The 12,187-nt window shown below is 40.7% G+C and carries 25 protein-coding genes; all 25 read left to right on the plus strand.

Annotated elements, in window-relative coordinates; all coding sequences use genetic code 11:
• The first annotated feature begins 26 nt into the window (after positions 1 to 26).
• The 25 genes from rplB (at position 27) to rplQ (ending at position 12,116) form a co-directional block, all read left to right on the plus strand.
• The gene (gene rplB / locus JZO70_RS06505) at positions 27 to 860 is read left to right on the plus strand and encodes a 50S ribosomal protein L2 (RefSeq protein ID WP_207672737.1); all 834 of its coding nucleotides are present in this window, start codon (positions 27 to 29) and stop codon (positions 858 to 860) included.
• Positions 861 to 902: 42 nt separating this feature from the next.
• Positions 903 to 1,181 (plus strand): 30S ribosomal protein S19, encoded by a 279-nt coding sequence (gene rpsS, locus JZO70_RS06510; RefSeq protein WP_207672738.1) that lies wholly within the window; start codon positions 903 to 905, stop codon positions 1,179 to 1,181.
• 21 nt (positions 1,182 to 1,202) lie between these two features.
• Positions 1,203 to 1,550, plus strand: a complete 348-nt coding sequence (rplV, locus tag JZO70_RS06515; protein ID WP_207672739.1) for a 50S ribosomal protein L22 — start codon at positions 1,203 to 1,205, stop codon at positions 1,548 to 1,550.
• A 13-nt stretch (positions 1,551 to 1,563) separates the two neighbouring features.
• A complete protein-coding gene (gene rpsC, locus JZO70_RS06520) occupies positions 1,564 to 2,220 on the plus strand; it encodes a 30S ribosomal protein S3 (RefSeq protein WP_010756445.1) in 657 nt (218 codons plus the stop codon).
• A gap of 2 nt (positions 2,221 to 2,222) precedes the next feature.
• Complete coding sequence (gene rplP, locus JZO70_RS06525) at positions 2,223 to 2,657, plus strand: 50S ribosomal protein L16 (RefSeq protein WP_010756446.1); 435 nt, start codon at positions 2,223 to 2,225, stop codon at positions 2,655 to 2,657.
• A complete protein-coding gene (gene rpmC / locus JZO70_RS06530) occupies positions 2,647 to 2,838 on the plus strand; it encodes a 50S ribosomal protein L29 (RefSeq protein WP_207672740.1) in 192 nt (63 codons plus the stop codon). Before rplP ends, rpmC begins: the two co-directional genes overlap by 11 nt.
• 21 nt (positions 2,839 to 2,859) lie before the next feature.
• Positions 2,860 to 3,123 carry a 30S ribosomal protein S17 gene (rpsQ, locus tag JZO70_RS06535; protein ID WP_207672741.1) on the plus strand — a complete coding sequence of 88 codons (264 nt, stop codon included), beginning with the start codon at positions 2,860 to 2,862 and terminating at the stop codon, positions 3,121 to 3,123.
• Positions 3,124 to 3,256: 133 nt separating this feature from the next.
• Positions 3,257 to 3,625, plus strand: coding sequence for a 50S ribosomal protein L14 (rplN, locus tag JZO70_RS06540; RefSeq protein WP_010756449.1), 369 nt, complete (start codon positions 3,257 to 3,259; stop codon positions 3,623 to 3,625).
• Positions 3,626 to 3,661: 36 nt separating this feature from the next.
• On the plus strand, positions 3,662 to 3,973 hold the full coding sequence (gene rplX / locus JZO70_RS06545) for a 50S ribosomal protein L24 (protein ID WP_207672742.1): 312 nt from the start codon (positions 3,662 to 3,664) through the stop codon (positions 3,971 to 3,973).
• 25 nt (positions 3,974 to 3,998) lie between these two features.
• Positions 3,999 to 4,538 carry a 50S ribosomal protein L5 gene (gene rplE, locus JZO70_RS06550; protein ID WP_207672743.1) on the plus strand — a complete coding sequence of 180 codons (540 nt, stop codon included), beginning with the start codon at positions 3,999 to 4,001 and terminating at the stop codon, positions 4,536 to 4,538.
• 18 nt (positions 4,539 to 4,556) lie between these two features.
• Positions 4,557 to 4,742, plus strand: a complete 186-nt coding sequence (locus tag JZO70_RS06555; RefSeq protein ID WP_003128010.1) for a type Z 30S ribosomal protein S14 — start codon at positions 4,557 to 4,559, stop codon at positions 4,740 to 4,742.
• A gap of 33 nt (positions 4,743 to 4,775) precedes the next feature.
• Positions 4,776 to 5,174: a 30S ribosomal protein S8 gene (gene rpsH / locus JZO70_RS06560; protein WP_207672744.1), complete on the plus strand. Its 399-nt coding sequence runs from the start codon at positions 4,776 to 4,778 to the stop codon at positions 5,172 to 5,174.
• 31 nt (positions 5,175 to 5,205) lie between these two features.
• On the plus strand, positions 5,206 to 5,742 hold the full coding sequence (rplF, locus tag JZO70_RS06565; protein WP_207672745.1) for a 50S ribosomal protein L6: 537 nt from the start codon (positions 5,206 to 5,208) through the stop codon (positions 5,740 to 5,742).
• A 52-nt stretch (positions 5,743 to 5,794) separates the two neighbouring features.
• The gene (gene rplR, locus JZO70_RS06570; RefSeq protein WP_207672746.1) at positions 5,795 to 6,151 is read left to right on the plus strand and encodes a 50S ribosomal protein L18; all 357 of its coding nucleotides are present in this window, start codon (positions 5,795 to 5,797) and stop codon (positions 6,149 to 6,151) included.
• Between the two features lie 20 nt (positions 6,152 to 6,171).
• Positions 6,172 to 6,669 (plus strand): 30S ribosomal protein S5, encoded by a 498-nt coding sequence (gene rpsE, locus JZO70_RS06575; RefSeq protein WP_207672747.1) that lies wholly within the window; start codon positions 6,172 to 6,174, stop codon positions 6,667 to 6,669.
• Positions 6,670 to 6,683: 14 nt separating this feature from the next.
• The gene (rpmD, locus tag JZO70_RS06580) at positions 6,684 to 6,863 is read left to right on the plus strand and encodes a 50S ribosomal protein L30 (protein WP_207672748.1); all 180 of its coding nucleotides are present in this window, start codon (positions 6,684 to 6,686) and stop codon (positions 6,861 to 6,863) included.
• 36 nt (positions 6,864 to 6,899) lie between these two features.
• On the plus strand, positions 6,900 to 7,340 hold the full coding sequence (gene rplO, locus JZO70_RS06585) for a 50S ribosomal protein L15 (protein WP_207672749.1): 441 nt from the start codon (positions 6,900 to 6,902) through the stop codon (positions 7,338 to 7,340).
• Positions 7,340 to 8,641: a preprotein translocase subunit SecY gene (gene secY, locus JZO70_RS06590; protein WP_207672750.1), complete on the plus strand. Its 1,302-nt coding sequence runs from the start codon at positions 7,340 to 7,342 to the stop codon at positions 8,639 to 8,641. The genes rplO and secY overlap by 1 nt, the downstream gene beginning before the upstream one ends.
• 59 nt (positions 8,642 to 8,700) lie before the next feature.
• Entirely contained in the window at positions 8,701 to 9,348 is a 648-nt protein-coding gene (locus JZO70_RS06595) for an adenylate kinase (RefSeq protein ID WP_207672751.1), read from the plus strand.
• Between the two features lie 174 nt (positions 9,349 to 9,522).
• Positions 9,523 to 9,741 carry a translation initiation factor IF-1 gene (infA, locus tag JZO70_RS06600; RefSeq protein WP_010756460.1) on the plus strand — a complete coding sequence of 73 codons (219 nt, stop codon included), beginning with the start codon at positions 9,523 to 9,525 and terminating at the stop codon, positions 9,739 to 9,741.
• A 33-nt stretch (positions 9,742 to 9,774) separates the two neighbouring features.
• A complete protein-coding gene (rpmJ, locus tag JZO70_RS06605) occupies positions 9,775 to 9,891 on the plus strand; it encodes a 50S ribosomal protein L36 (protein WP_010742772.1) in 117 nt (38 codons plus the stop codon).
• Between the two features lie 18 nt (positions 9,892 to 9,909).
• A complete protein-coding gene (gene rpsM / locus JZO70_RS06610; protein ID WP_010756461.1) occupies positions 9,910 to 10,275 on the plus strand; it encodes a 30S ribosomal protein S13 in 366 nt (121 codons plus the stop codon).
• A 23-nt stretch (positions 10,276 to 10,298) separates the two neighbouring features.
• Entirely contained in the window at positions 10,299 to 10,688 is a 390-nt protein-coding gene (gene rpsK / locus JZO70_RS06615; protein ID WP_207672752.1) for a 30S ribosomal protein S11, read from the plus strand.
• 81 nt (positions 10,689 to 10,769) lie between these two features.
• A complete protein-coding gene (locus tag JZO70_RS06620) occupies positions 10,770 to 11,708 on the plus strand; it encodes a DNA-directed RNA polymerase subunit alpha (protein WP_207672753.1) in 939 nt (312 codons plus the stop codon).
• A gap of 27 nt (positions 11,709 to 11,735) precedes the next feature.
• Entirely contained in the window at positions 11,736 to 12,116 is a 381-nt protein-coding gene (gene rplQ / locus JZO70_RS06625) for a 50S ribosomal protein L17 (protein ID WP_207672754.1), read from the plus strand.
• Positions 12,117 to 12,187 lie beyond the last annotated feature (71 nt).

Here is a 12,187-nt window from a genome sequence, read left to right on the forward strand (position 1 = left end):
GCGATTAATATAGGAGGGAAACAGACGTGGCGATTAAAAAGTACAAACCTACCACAAATGGCCGTCGTAACATGACAAGTTCTGACTTTGCTGAGATTACAACTAGCACACCAGAAAAAACTTTGTTAGAGCCATTAAAAAACCATGCCGGTCGTAACAACAACGGTCGTATTACTGTACGTCACCAAGGTGGCGGACATAAACGCCAATACCGTGTCATCGACTTTAAACGTAATAAAGATGATGTTGTTGCAACTGTTCAAACGATCGAATACGATCCGAACCGTTCAGCAAACATCGCGTTGGTTCACTATACAGACGGAGTGAAAGCTTACATCTTAGCACCTAAAGGCTTAGAAGTTGGCATGACTATCGTTTCTGGACCAAATTCAGATATCAAAATCGGAAACACTTTACCTCTAGAAAACATTCCAGTAGGTACTGTGGTTCACAACATCGAAATGAAACCTGGCAAAGGCGGACAATTAATCCGTTCTGCTGGTACAAGTGCTCAAGTACTTGGTAAAGAAGGCAAATACGTATTAGTTCGTTTGAATTCAGGCGAAGTTCGTATGATCCTAGCTGCATGCCGTGCTACTATCGGTTCTGTTGGTAACGAACAACACGAATTGATCAACATCGGTAAAGCTGGACGTTCTCGTTGGATGCGCAAACGCCCAACTGTACGTGGTAGCGTAATGAACCCTAACGATCACCCACACGGTGGTGGTGAAGGTAAAGCTCCTATCGGACGTAAAGCTCCAGTATCTCCATGGGGACAACCTGCATTGGGTTACAAAACTCGTAACAAAAAAGCTGCATCAGACAAACTTATCGTACGTCGTCGTAAGAATAAATAGTATCATTGACCATGTGTCGCACATTTTGAGAGGAGGTACACCATGGGTCGTAGTTTGAAAAAAGGACCTTTCGCAGATGAACATTTGATGAAGAAGGTCGAAGCACAACAAGGCGCTGAAAAGAAAAAAGTCATTAAAACTTGGTCTCGTCGCTCAACAATTTTTCCTAATTTCGTAGGATTCACAATTGCTGTTTATGACGGACGTAAACATGTACCAGTTTACATCCAAGAAGATATGGTAGGACATAAATTAGGTGAATTTGCACCAACTAGAACTTATCGTGGCCACGCAGCCGATGATAAGAAAACAAGACGTTAATTTTGAGGGGAGGATATCATCATGGAACAACAAATCACATCAGCGAAAGCAACTGCAAGAACAGTTCGCACGTCTCCTCGTAAAGCACGTTTAGTAATCGATCTTATCAGAGGAAAGAGCGTAGCAGAAGCGATTTCAATTTTGAAATTCACACCAAACAAATCTGCTGGGTTAATCGAAAAAGTTTTAATGTCAGCAGTTGCTAACGCAGAAAACAACTTTGACTTAGATGTTGAAACTTTGGTTGTCTCTGAAGCTTTTGTTAACGAAGGACCTACAATGAAACGTTTCCGTCCACGTGCTAAAGGATCAGCGTCACCAATCAACAAACGTACAAGTCACATTACCGTAGTGGTATCAGAAAAATAAGGAGGGATAATCAGTGGGACAAAAAGTTAATCCTATTGGAATGCGTGTAGGCATCATCCGTGATTGGGATGCTAAATGGTATGCCGAAAAAGAGTATGCTGAGTTTCTACACGAAGATTTGAGAATCCGTAAGTTCATCGCAACTAAACTTGCTGATGCCGCTGTGTCAACAGTTGAAATCGAACGCGCTGCAAACCGTGTGAATATTTCAATCCACACAGCTAAGCCTGGTATGGTTATTGGTAAAGGCGGATCTGAAGTTGAAAACCTAAGAAAAGAATTAAACAAATTAACTGGTAAACGAGTTCACATCAACATCGTTGAAATCAAAAAACCAGATTTAGATGCAAAATTAGTCGGAGAAGGTATTGCACGTCAATTAGAAAACCGTGTAGCTTTCCGTCGCGCACAAAAACAAGCCATCCAACGTACTATGCGTTCTGGCGCTAAAGGAATCAAAACTCAAGTATCTGGTCGTCTAAACGGTGCGGACATCGCTCGTTCAGAAGGATACTCTGAAGGAACTGTTCCTCTTCATACATTGCGTGCCGACATCGACTACGCTTGGGAAGAAGCAAACACAACATACGGAAAACTAGGAGTTAAAGTGTGGATTTATCGTGGAGAAGTTCTTCCAACTAAAAAAAACACTAAGAAAGGAGGGAAATAATCATGTTAGTACCAAAACGTGTGAAACACCGTCGTGAGTTCCGTGGAAAAATGCGCGGAGAAGCTAAAGGCGGTAAAGAAGTAGCATTTGGTGAATATGGTTTACAAGCTGTAGAATCTCACTGGATCACAAACCGTCAAATCGAAGCAGCGCGTATTGCGATGACTCGTTATATGAAACGTGGTGGGAAAGTATGGATTAAAATTTTCCCTCATAAATCTTATACTGCCAAAGCTATTGGGGTACGTATGGGATCTGGTAAAGGTGCTCCTGAAGGCTGGGTTTCACCAGTTAAACGCGGTAAAATCATGTTTGAAGTTGCCGGTGTTCCTGAAGAAGTTGCCCGCGAAGCATTACGTCTTGCTTCTCACAAATTACCAGTGAAGACTAAGATCGTTAAACGTGAGGAAATGGGTGGTGAATCGAATGAAGGTTAAAGATATCAGAGAATTAACCACTGCCGAAATGCTTGATCAAGAAAAACAATTAAAAGAAGAATTGTTCAATCTTAGATTCCAACTAGCAACAGGTCAATTAGAAAACACTGCACGTATTAAAGAAGTACGTAAATCGATTGCACGCATTAAAACTGTATTGCGTGAACAAACTGTAAAATAGTGGAAGGAGGCCATTTCAGGTATGTCTGAAAGAAATCAACGTAAAGTTTATCAAGGTCGCGTGGTATCTGACAAAATGGACAAGACAATTACGGTTGTCGTTGAAACCAAGAAGAATCACCCTATCTATGGCAAACGCATGAAATATTCTAAAAAATATAAAGCTCATGACGAAAACAATGAAGCAAAAATTGGTGATGTTGTGAGAATTATGGAAACTCGTCCATTATCAGCTACTAAACGGTTCCGTTTGTTAGAAATCGTGGAAAAAGCAGTGGTTATCTAATCACGCCAGAGTTTCGTAAATATTTCTATTTATACAAACCCGTCCTGCTTTGTTTTAAAGGTATGTGACGCAAGAATAAAACCTAAGTTTCTCAAAACTTATTTCTTTAAAATTGAGAAGGGAGGATACACAAGTGATCCAAGCAGAAAGTCGTTTAAAAATCGCGGACAACTCAGGCGCTCGTGAAATTTTAACTATTAAAGTTCTCGGCGGATCTGGTCGCAAAACCGCTAATATCGGTGATGTGATTGTTGCTACGGTTAAACAAGCAACGCCAGGTGGGGTTGTCAAAAAAGGTGAAGTTGTTAAAGCTGTTATCGTTCGTACGAAAACAGGAGCTCGCCGTCCCGATGGTTCATATATCAAATTTGACGAAAACGCAGCAGTTATCATTCGTGATGACAAGAGCCCAAGAGGAACTCGTATCTTCGGTCCTGTTGCTCGCGAATTGCGCGAAGGCAACTTCATGAAGATCGTTTCATTGGCACCGGAAGTATTATAATCGGAATGTTTCAACCAAAGGAGGTGCGCAACAGTAATGTTCGTTAAAAAAGGCGATAAAGTAAAAGTTATCTCTGGTAAAGATAAAAATAAAGAAGGCGTAGTATTAGAAGTCCTTCCTAAAAAAGACAAAGTCGTTGTTGAAGGCGTCAATGTCGTTAAAAAACACCAAAAACCTTCTCAAACTGCCGCTCAAGGTGGAATTTTAGAGTTTGAAGCACCGATTCACGCTTCAAACGTGATGGTTATTGATCCTTCAAACGGAGAAGCAACTCGCGTTGGCTACAAAGTAGTTGAAGGCAAAAAAGTCCGTGTTTCTAAGAAGACCGGCGAAGTTTTAGATAAATAATTACAGGAAAGGAGGATCTTATTAGATGAACCGCCTAAGAGAAAAATATTTAAATGAAGTAACCCCATCATTGATGGAAAAATTTAACTATAGTTCAATCATGGAAGTACCTAAAGTTGACAAGATCGTCATCAACATGGGTGTTGGTGATGCGGTATCAAACGCAAAGAACTTGGACAAAGCAGTTGAAGAATTGGCATTGATTTCTGGTCAAAAACCAATTATCACTAAAGCTAAAAAATCAATCGCTGGATTCCGATTGCGTGAAGGCATGCCGATTGGTGCGAAAGTAACACTACGTGGAGAAAGAATGTATGAGTTCTTAGACAAATTAGTGTCTGTATCTCTTCCACGTGTACGTGACTTCCACGGAATCAGCAAAAAAGCCTTTGACGGCCGCGGCAACTACACTTTGGGTATCAAAGAACAATTGATCTTCCCTGAAGTTGACTATGATTTAGTTGATAAAGTACGCGGAATGGATATCGTTGTTGTTACAACAGCTAACTCTGACGAAGAATCACGCGAATTATTAACACAACTTGGAATGCCATTCCAAAAATAATCAAGGAGGCGAAAAAATTTGGCTAAAAAATCAATGATTGCTAAAAACAAACGCCCTGCAAAATTCTCAACGCAAGAGTACACTCGTTGCGAACGCTGCGGACGTCCACATTCAGTTTATCGTAAATTTCATCTTTGCCGTATTTGCTTCCGCGAACTTGCCTATAAAGGACAAATTCCCGGCGTGAAGAAAGCTAGCTGGTAAAATACAACTCGCATAAAGGAGGTAAACAGTTCAATGGTCATGACAGATCCAATTGCAGATTTTCTAACTCGTATTCGTAATGCCAACATGGTTAAACACGAATCATTAGAAGTACCTGCATCAACAATCAAACGTGACATCGCAGAAATCTTAAAACGTGAAGGTTTCATCCGTGATGTTGAATATATCGAAGATGACAAACAAGGCATGATCCGTGTTTTCCTTAAATACGGAAAAAATGACGAACGCGTTATCACAAACTTAAAACGTATCTCTAAACCAGGCTTGCGTGCTTATGTCAAAGCTGACGAAGTACCAAAAGTATTAAACGGTTTAGGAATCGCAATCATCTCTACTTCAGACGGTGTTATCACTGATAAAGAAGCTAGAGCAAAAAACGTCGGCGGAGAAGTATTAGCTTACGTTTGGTAATTTCAAACAATCCATGAGGAGGTGTCTTTAAGTGAGCCGTATTGGTAATAAAATTGTCGTTTTACCTGCAGGAGTTGAAGTAACTCAAAAAGGAAATGACATTACTGTAAAAGGACCAAAAGGTGAATTAACACGTACGTTTTCTTCTGATATCAAAATGAGTATCGAAGGCAGCGAAGTAACATTCACTCGTCCAAATGAAAGCAAAGAGATGAAAACTATTCACGGAACTACTCGTGCAAACTTCAATAACATGGTTGTTGGTGTTTCCGAAGGTTTCCAAAAAGCATTAGAATTAATCGGGGTTGGGTACCGTGCGCAATTACAAGGTTCAAAACTTGTCCTAAACGTTGGTTACTCACATCCAGTTGAAATTGTAGCTCCAGAAGGAATTACAATCGAAGTTCCTGCAAACACACAAGTTGTGATTAAAGGTTCGAACAAAGAAGTAGTCGGTGAAGTTGCAGCGAAAATTCGCAGCACTCGTCCGCCAGAACCTTACAAAGGCAAAGGAATTCGTTATGTTGGCGAATATGTACGCCGTAAAGAAGGTAAAACTGGTAAATAGTAGGTTTACCCTACATGCGGCCTAGGCCAGCTTAATTTAAGAGGTGACAATTGTGATTACAAAACCAGATAAAAACAAAACACGCCAAAAGCGCCACATGCGCGTACGCGGCAAAATCTCTGGTACTGCTGAGTGCCCACGCTTGAACGTTTTCCGTTCTAACAAAAACATCTACGCGCAAGTAATTGATGACGTAGCGGGTGTGACGCTAGCAAGTGCCTCTACCTTGGATAAAGAAATTTCAGGTGGAAACAAAACTGAACAAGCACAAGAAGTCGGCAAATTAGTTGCTGAACGTGCTTCTGAAAAAGGTATTAAAGTAGTAGTCTTTGACCGTGGTGGATACCTTTACCATGGCCGTGTAGCAGCTTTAGCTCAAGCAGCTCGCGAAAATGGACTAGAATTTTAGGAAAAGGAGGAACACCATTCATGGTTTATATCGATCCAAAACATTTGGAATTAGAAGACCGCGTTGTTGCGATTAACCGTGTAACTAAAGTTGTTAAAGGTGGACGTCGTCTACGCTTTGCAGCCCTAGTTGTAGTCGGTGACAAAAACGGTCACGTAGGCTTTGGTACTGGTAAAGCACAAGAAGTACCTGAAGCAATTCGTAAAGCAATCGAAGATGCGAAGAAAAACCTAGTCGAAGTACCAATGGTAGGAACAACTCTTCCTCACGAAGTTATTGGTGTATTCGGCGGCGGACGTATCTTAATGAAACCTGCCGTAGAAGGTTCTGGGGTTGCCGCTGGTGGACCTGTTCGTGCCGTCTTGGAATTGGCTGGAGTAGCTGACGTTACTTCTAAATCTCTAGGCTCAAACACACCAATCAACGTTGTTCGTGCAACTGTTGAAGGTTTGAAACAATTAAAACGTGCAGAAGAAGTAGCGCAATTGCGCGGCGTCTCTGTAGAAGACTTAGTATAAGGAGGACGAAAATAATGGCTGAATTAAAAATTACTTTAAGACGCAGTGTTATCGGACGTCCTCAAAACCAACGTGATACAGTGAAAGCTCTAGGCTTGAGAAAGTTGAATAGCACCGTTGTTAAACCTAGCAACGAAGCCATCAAAGGTATGGTTAACACTATTTCACATTTAGTGGACGTAGAAGAAGTCTAGAAATTAGATTTAGATTGTTAAGGAGGTGCCAAATTAATGAAACTTCATGAATTAAAACCTGCAGAAGGTTCTCGTAAAGTTCGTAATCGTGTCGGTCGCGGAACTTCATCAGGTAACGGTAAAACTTCTGGTCGTGGACAAAAGGGTCAAAACTCTCGTTCAGGTGGAGGCGTGCGCTTAGGCTTTGAAGGGGGTCAAACTCCTTTATTCCGTCGTTTGCCAAAACGTGGATTTACTAACGTAAACCGCAAGGAATACGCAGTAGTAAACTTAGACGTTCTTAACCGCTTTGAAGACGGAACAGAAGTAACTCCAGTTGTCTTGGTTGAAGCTGGAATCGTGAAAAACGAAAAATCTGGAATCAAAGTATTAGCTAAAGGTTCTTTAGATAAAAAATTAACAGTTAAGGCTACAAAATTCTCGAAAGCTGCACAAGAAGCAATTGAAGCTGCAGGTGGATCAATCGAGGTGATCTAATGTTTAAACTTTTAAAAGATTCTTTTAAGGTAAAAAACATCCGATCTCGTATCCTGTTTACGGTATTGATCTTACTGGTTTTTAGAATCGGTGCTCAGATCACAGTACCCGGGGTTGATGCTAGAGGATTGCAAGGCTTAAGCGAAATGCCATTTTTCAGAATGCTGAATATGGTCAGCGGTTCTGCCATGCAAAACTTCTCAATTTTCTCTATGGGGGTTTCACCCTATATTACAGCATCTATCGTAATTCAATTATTGCAGATGGATATTGTGCCGAAATTTGTTGAATGGTCTAAGCAAGGGGAAGTCGGACGGAAGAAACTGAATCAAGCAACGCGTTACTTAACGTTGGTGCTGGCATTCGTTCAATCTGTCTCTATCACAGCAGGATTTAACTATTTTGCTCAATTTGGTTTCGTACCAGATAGTGATATGCAAACCTTTATAACTATCGGTGTCATCTTAACGGCTGGTACCATGGTTGTTACTTGGCTAGGTGAACAAATTACGGAAAAAGGAATTGGGAATGGCGTTTCTATGATTATCTTTGCCGGAATCGTTTCACGGTTGCCGCAAAGTATTGTAGACATTTACGAGGACTATTTCGTGAATATTGAATCTAGTGAAATTTGGAAATCTGTCATTTTTGTTGTAATTCTAGTACTAGCAATGATCTTGATCGTTGTTTTTGTTACTTACTTCCAGCAAGCGGAACGAAAAATTCCGATTCAATATACTAAACAAGTCGTTGGTGCACCAACCAGCAGCTATTTGCCATTAAAAGTAAATGCTGCCGGCGTTATTCCGGTTATCTTTGCCAGCTCTTTCATCGCAACACCAAATGCGGTGCTGCAAGCCTTAGCGGGTCGCTATGGCGCGGAAGATTGGTATGGGATTGTAACTAATTTGTTTAGTTATAACACGGTACCCGGTGCGGCGATTTATACTGTTCTGATTGTTGCCTTTACTTTCTTCTATGCCTTTGTTCAGGTAAATCCTGAGAAATTGGCAGAGAACTTGCAAAAACAAGGAAGTTACATTCCGCGTGTGCGCCCAGGTAAAGGGACTGAAGAATACGTATCGCAAATCTTGATGCGTTTAAGTGTAGTTGGTGCTATGTTCTTAGGACTAATTGCCTTAATTCCAATCATTGCTCAAATGGTTTGGGACTTGCCACAATCTATCGGATTGGGCGGTACCAGCTTGCTGATCGTGGTAGGGGTTGCGTTAGAGACTGCGAAACAATTAGAAGGACTTATGTTGAAACGGCGTTATGTCGGTTTCATGGATGCAGAGTAAGTGGGTTGAGGGGTTCCTCAACACCCTTCTCGCTTCGCATTTATTAAGGAGGGAAAACAATGAACCTCATCTTAATGGGGCTGCCTGGAGCAGGTAAAGGAACACAGGCTGAAAGAATTGTAGAAACATACAATATTCCACATATCAGTACTGGCGATATGTTCCGTGAAGCAATTAAAAACGAGACTGAACTCGGATTAAAAGCAAAATCCTTTATGGATGCAGGGAATTTGGTTCCAGATGAAGTAACAAATGGTATTGTGAAGGAACGTCTAGCACAACAGGATACTGATAAAGGTTTCTTGTTAGATGGCTTCCCACGTACATTAGATCAAGCAGAAGCACTGGCTGAAATGCTTGAAGACTTGAACAAAAAGATCGATGCTGTGATCGAAATTCAAGTTGCTGAATCAGTGTTAGTTGAACGACTAGCAGGACGCTTTATTTGTCGAAATTGTGGAGCGACGTATCATAAGATATTCAATCCTACAAAAGTCGATGGAACCTGTGATCGCTGCGGCGGACATGAGTTTTATCAACGTGATGATGATAAGCCTGAAACGGTTAAGAATCGTTTAGCTGTGAATGTAAAAGCTAGTGAACCAATTTTAGCTTTCTACAATGAAGCAGGTCTGTTATATCCAGTCGACGGAGATCGTGACATTGATGCCGTATTTGCAGATGTAGAAAAAATTATTGCAAAATAGTTTTTTACTACCGACTTGAAAAATGCAGTTCGTCTTGCCAAGTTTAATGTTTTATGATAGAATATGTCAGTCCGACTTCTAACTAGAAGTGAAACTTAAAAATCAAGGTGGGAACTGCAGTTTCCGCCATTTTATCGTGTGAAAATGCGAAACAAAAACAAGGAGGTACTCTGCGTGGCAAAAGATGATATGATCGAAATCGAAGGAACAGTCGTCGAAACTTTGCCGAATGCAATGTTTAAAGTCGAATTGGAAAATGGGCACGAAGTACTTGCACATGTTTCCGGTAAAATTCGAATGCATTATATTCGAATCTTGCCGGGGGATAAAGTGACTGTTGAACTTTCTCCTTATGATCTAAGTCGTGGTCGCATTACCTATCGCTTTAAGTAAATTGTACTCCGTAAAACTTCAGGAGGTATTATCATGAAAGTAAGACCATCAGTAAAACCAATGTGCGAACATTGTAAAGTGATTCGTCGTAACGGACGAGTTATGGTGATTTGCCCAGCAAATCCAAAACACAAACAACGTCAAGGATAATTGGAGGTGTAATTTAATATGGCTCGTATTGCAGGAGTAGATATTCCTCGTGATAAACGCGTAGTAATTTCTTTAACTTATATTTTTGGTATCGGAAATACTACTGCGAAACAAATTCTAGCCGATGCTGGCGTATCTGAAGACATTCGTGTACGTGATCTAACAAACGAACAAACAGACGCTATTCGTGCAGAAGTTGATAAATTAAAAGTTGAAGGTGACCTTCGTCGTGAAGTCAACCTAAACATCAAACGCCTGATGGAAATCGGTTCTTACCGTGGAATCCGTCATCGTCGTGGATTACCAACTCGTGGTCAAAACACGAAAAACAATGCGCGCACTCGTAAGGGTCCAGCTCGCGCGATTGCAGGTAAGAAAAAATAATTAGTGAAGGAGGTTAAATCTTCATGGTAGCAAAGAAAGTTAATCGTAAACGTCGTGTGAAGAAGAATATTGAGTCAGGAATTGCTCACATTCATTCGACTTTTAACAATACAATCATCATGATTACTGATAAAAACGGTAATGCTCTAGCTTGGTCTTCTGCTGGTTCATTAGGCTTTAAAGGTAGTAAAAAATCTACTCCTTTCGCTGCTCAAATGGCTGCTGAAACAGCTACAAAAGCTGCAATGGAACATGGTTTGAAAAGTGTTGAAGTAACTGTTAAAGGACCTGGTTCAGGTCGTGAAGCAGCTATTCGTTCATTGCAAGCAACAGGTTTGGAAGTAACCGCAATTCGTGACGTGACTCCAGTACCTCATAATGGATGCCGCCCTCCAAAACGCCGTCGTGTTTAATGAGTGCCCCTCTCACTATGAGTTTTACAGGAACGTCATTGAACAAGACACTTTTCGTTTTGAAAGGGGTAAATGATAAGAATGATTGAATTCGAAAAACCAAGAATCACAAAAATTGATGAAGACAGAGATTATGGCAAGTTCGTTGTTGAGCCTTTGGAAAGAGGTTATGGAACTACTTTAGGTAATTCTCTACGTCGTATTCTACTTTCTTCTTTACCTGGTGCTGCTATTACTAATATTCAAATTGACGGCGTATTGCATGAATTCTCTACTGTAAAAGGTGTAAGAGAAGACGTAGTACAAATTATCTTGAATATCAAAGGTTTAGCGTTGAAATTATTCACCGAAGAAGAAAAAACCCTTGAGATCGATATTACTGGACCAGCTACGGTTACTGCCGGCGATATTATCGTTGACAGCGACGTTGAAATCTTAAATAAAGATATGTACATCTGTACAGTTGCTGAAGGTGCGACATTCCACGCTCGCCTTACAGTAAGACCTGGTCGAGGTTATGTTCAAGCAGACGAAAACAAAAAAGAAGATATGCCAATCGGTGTACTTCCAGTCGATTCTATCTACACACCAGTACGTAAAGTCAACTACCAAGTTGAAAATACCCGTGTCGGTCGTAGAGATGATTTTGATAAATTAACGATGGAAATTTGGACAGACGGTTCAATTATTGCGCAAGAAGCGTTAAGCTTAGCTGCAAAAATTTTAACTGAACATTTGGATATCTTTGTAAATCTAACAGATGAAGCGAAAAATGCGGAAATCATGGTAGAAAAAGAAGAAACTCAAAAAGAAAAAATGTTGGAAATGACCATCGAAGAACTAGATTTGTCTGTACGTTCATACAACTGTTTGAAACGTGCCGGAATCAATACGGTTCAAGAATTAACGAATAAGTCTGAACCTGAAATGATCAAGGTTCGTAATTTAGGCCGTAAATCACTTGAAGAAGTGAAAGCTAAATTACATGATTTAGGCCTAGGCCTACGTAAAGACGATTAATATTGTTGACAAAGGAGGGAAACCTACGTGAGTTATCGTAAATTAGGACGCACATCTAGCCAACGTAAAGCTATGTTGCGTGACTTAACAACTGACTTAATTATCAACGAACGCATCGTAACGACTGAAACTCGTGCGAAAGAAATTCGTTCAACAACTGAAAAGATGATTACTTTAGGAAAACGCGGGGATCTTCATGCACGTCGCCAAGCAGCACGCTTTGTACGTAATGAAACCGCTGATGTTCGCGAAGAAAACGATGAAATCGTTGTTGAAACAGCTTTACAAAAGCTATTTAACGACATTGCACCTCGTTACGCTGAACGTCAAGGAGGATACACTCGTATCTTGAAAACTGAACCTCGTCGCGGCGACAACGCCCCTATGGTTGTTATTGAACTTGTTTAATAATCACTCTTCACTTTAAGATGATTCTTTAGAGTGTTATGATGTTGGAGAGAAATCTCCGAGTCTAGCTC

This window comes from Candidatus Enterococcus moelleringii (assembly GCF_017377575.1).
Lineage (GTDB): Bacteria > Bacillota > Bacilli > Lactobacillales > Enterococcaceae > Enterococcus_A > Enterococcus_A moelleringii.

Excerpts from the sequence above, each read along its gene's own strand:
- rpsS (WP_207672738.1), top strand. The coding sequence starts at position 903 with ATGGGTCGTAGTTTGAAAAAAGGACCTTTCGCAGATGAACATTTGATG.
- rplV (WP_207672739.1), top strand. The coding sequence starts at position 1,203 with ATGGAACAACAAATCACATCAGCGAAAGCAACTGCAAGAACAGTTCGC.
- rplP (WP_010756446.1), top strand. The coding sequence starts at position 2,223 with ATGTTAGTACCAAAACGTGTGAAACACCGTCGTGAGTTCCGTGGAAAA.
- rpmC (WP_207672740.1), top strand. The coding sequence starts at position 2,647 with ATGAAGGTTAAAGATATCAGAGAATTAACCACTGCCGAAATGCTTGAT.
- rpsQ (WP_207672741.1), top strand. The coding sequence starts at position 2,860 with ATGTCTGAAAGAAATCAACGTAAAGTTTATCAAGGTCGCGTGGTATCT.
- rplX (WP_207672742.1), top strand. The coding sequence starts at position 3,662 with ATGTTCGTTAAAAAAGGCGATAAAGTAAAAGTTATCTCTGGTAAAGAT.
- rplE (WP_207672743.1), top strand. The coding sequence starts at position 3,999 with ATGAACCGCCTAAGAGAAAAATATTTAAATGAAGTAACCCCATCATTG.
- rpsH (WP_207672744.1), top strand. The coding sequence starts at position 4,776 with ATGGTCATGACAGATCCAATTGCAGATTTTCTAACTCGTATTCGTAAT.
- rpsE (WP_207672747.1), top strand. The coding sequence starts at position 6,172 with ATGGTTTATATCGATCCAAAACATTTGGAATTAGAAGACCGCGTTGTT.
- rpmD (WP_207672748.1), top strand. The coding sequence starts at position 6,684 with ATGGCTGAATTAAAAATTACTTTAAGACGCAGTGTTATCGGACGTCCT.
- rplO (WP_207672749.1), top strand. The coding sequence starts at position 6,900 with ATGAAACTTCATGAATTAAAACCTGCAGAAGGTTCTCGTAAAGTTCGT.
- secY (WP_207672750.1), top strand. The coding sequence starts at position 7,340 with ATGTTTAAACTTTTAAAAGATTCTTTTAAGGTAAAAAACATCCGATCT.
- JZO70_RS06595 (WP_207672751.1), top strand. The coding sequence starts at position 8,701 with ATGAACCTCATCTTAATGGGGCTGCCTGGAGCAGGTAAAGGAACACAG.
- rpmJ (WP_010742772.1), top strand. The coding sequence starts at position 9,775 with ATGAAAGTAAGACCATCAGTAAAACCAATGTGCGAACATTGTAAAGTG.
- rpsM (WP_010756461.1), top strand. The coding sequence starts at position 9,910 with ATGGCTCGTATTGCAGGAGTAGATATTCCTCGTGATAAACGCGTAGTA.
- rpsK (WP_207672752.1), top strand. The coding sequence starts at position 10,299 with ATGGTAGCAAAGAAAGTTAATCGTAAACGTCGTGTGAAGAAGAATATT.
- JZO70_RS06620 (WP_207672753.1), top strand. The coding sequence starts at position 10,770 with ATGATTGAATTCGAAAAACCAAGAATCACAAAAATTGATGAAGACAGA.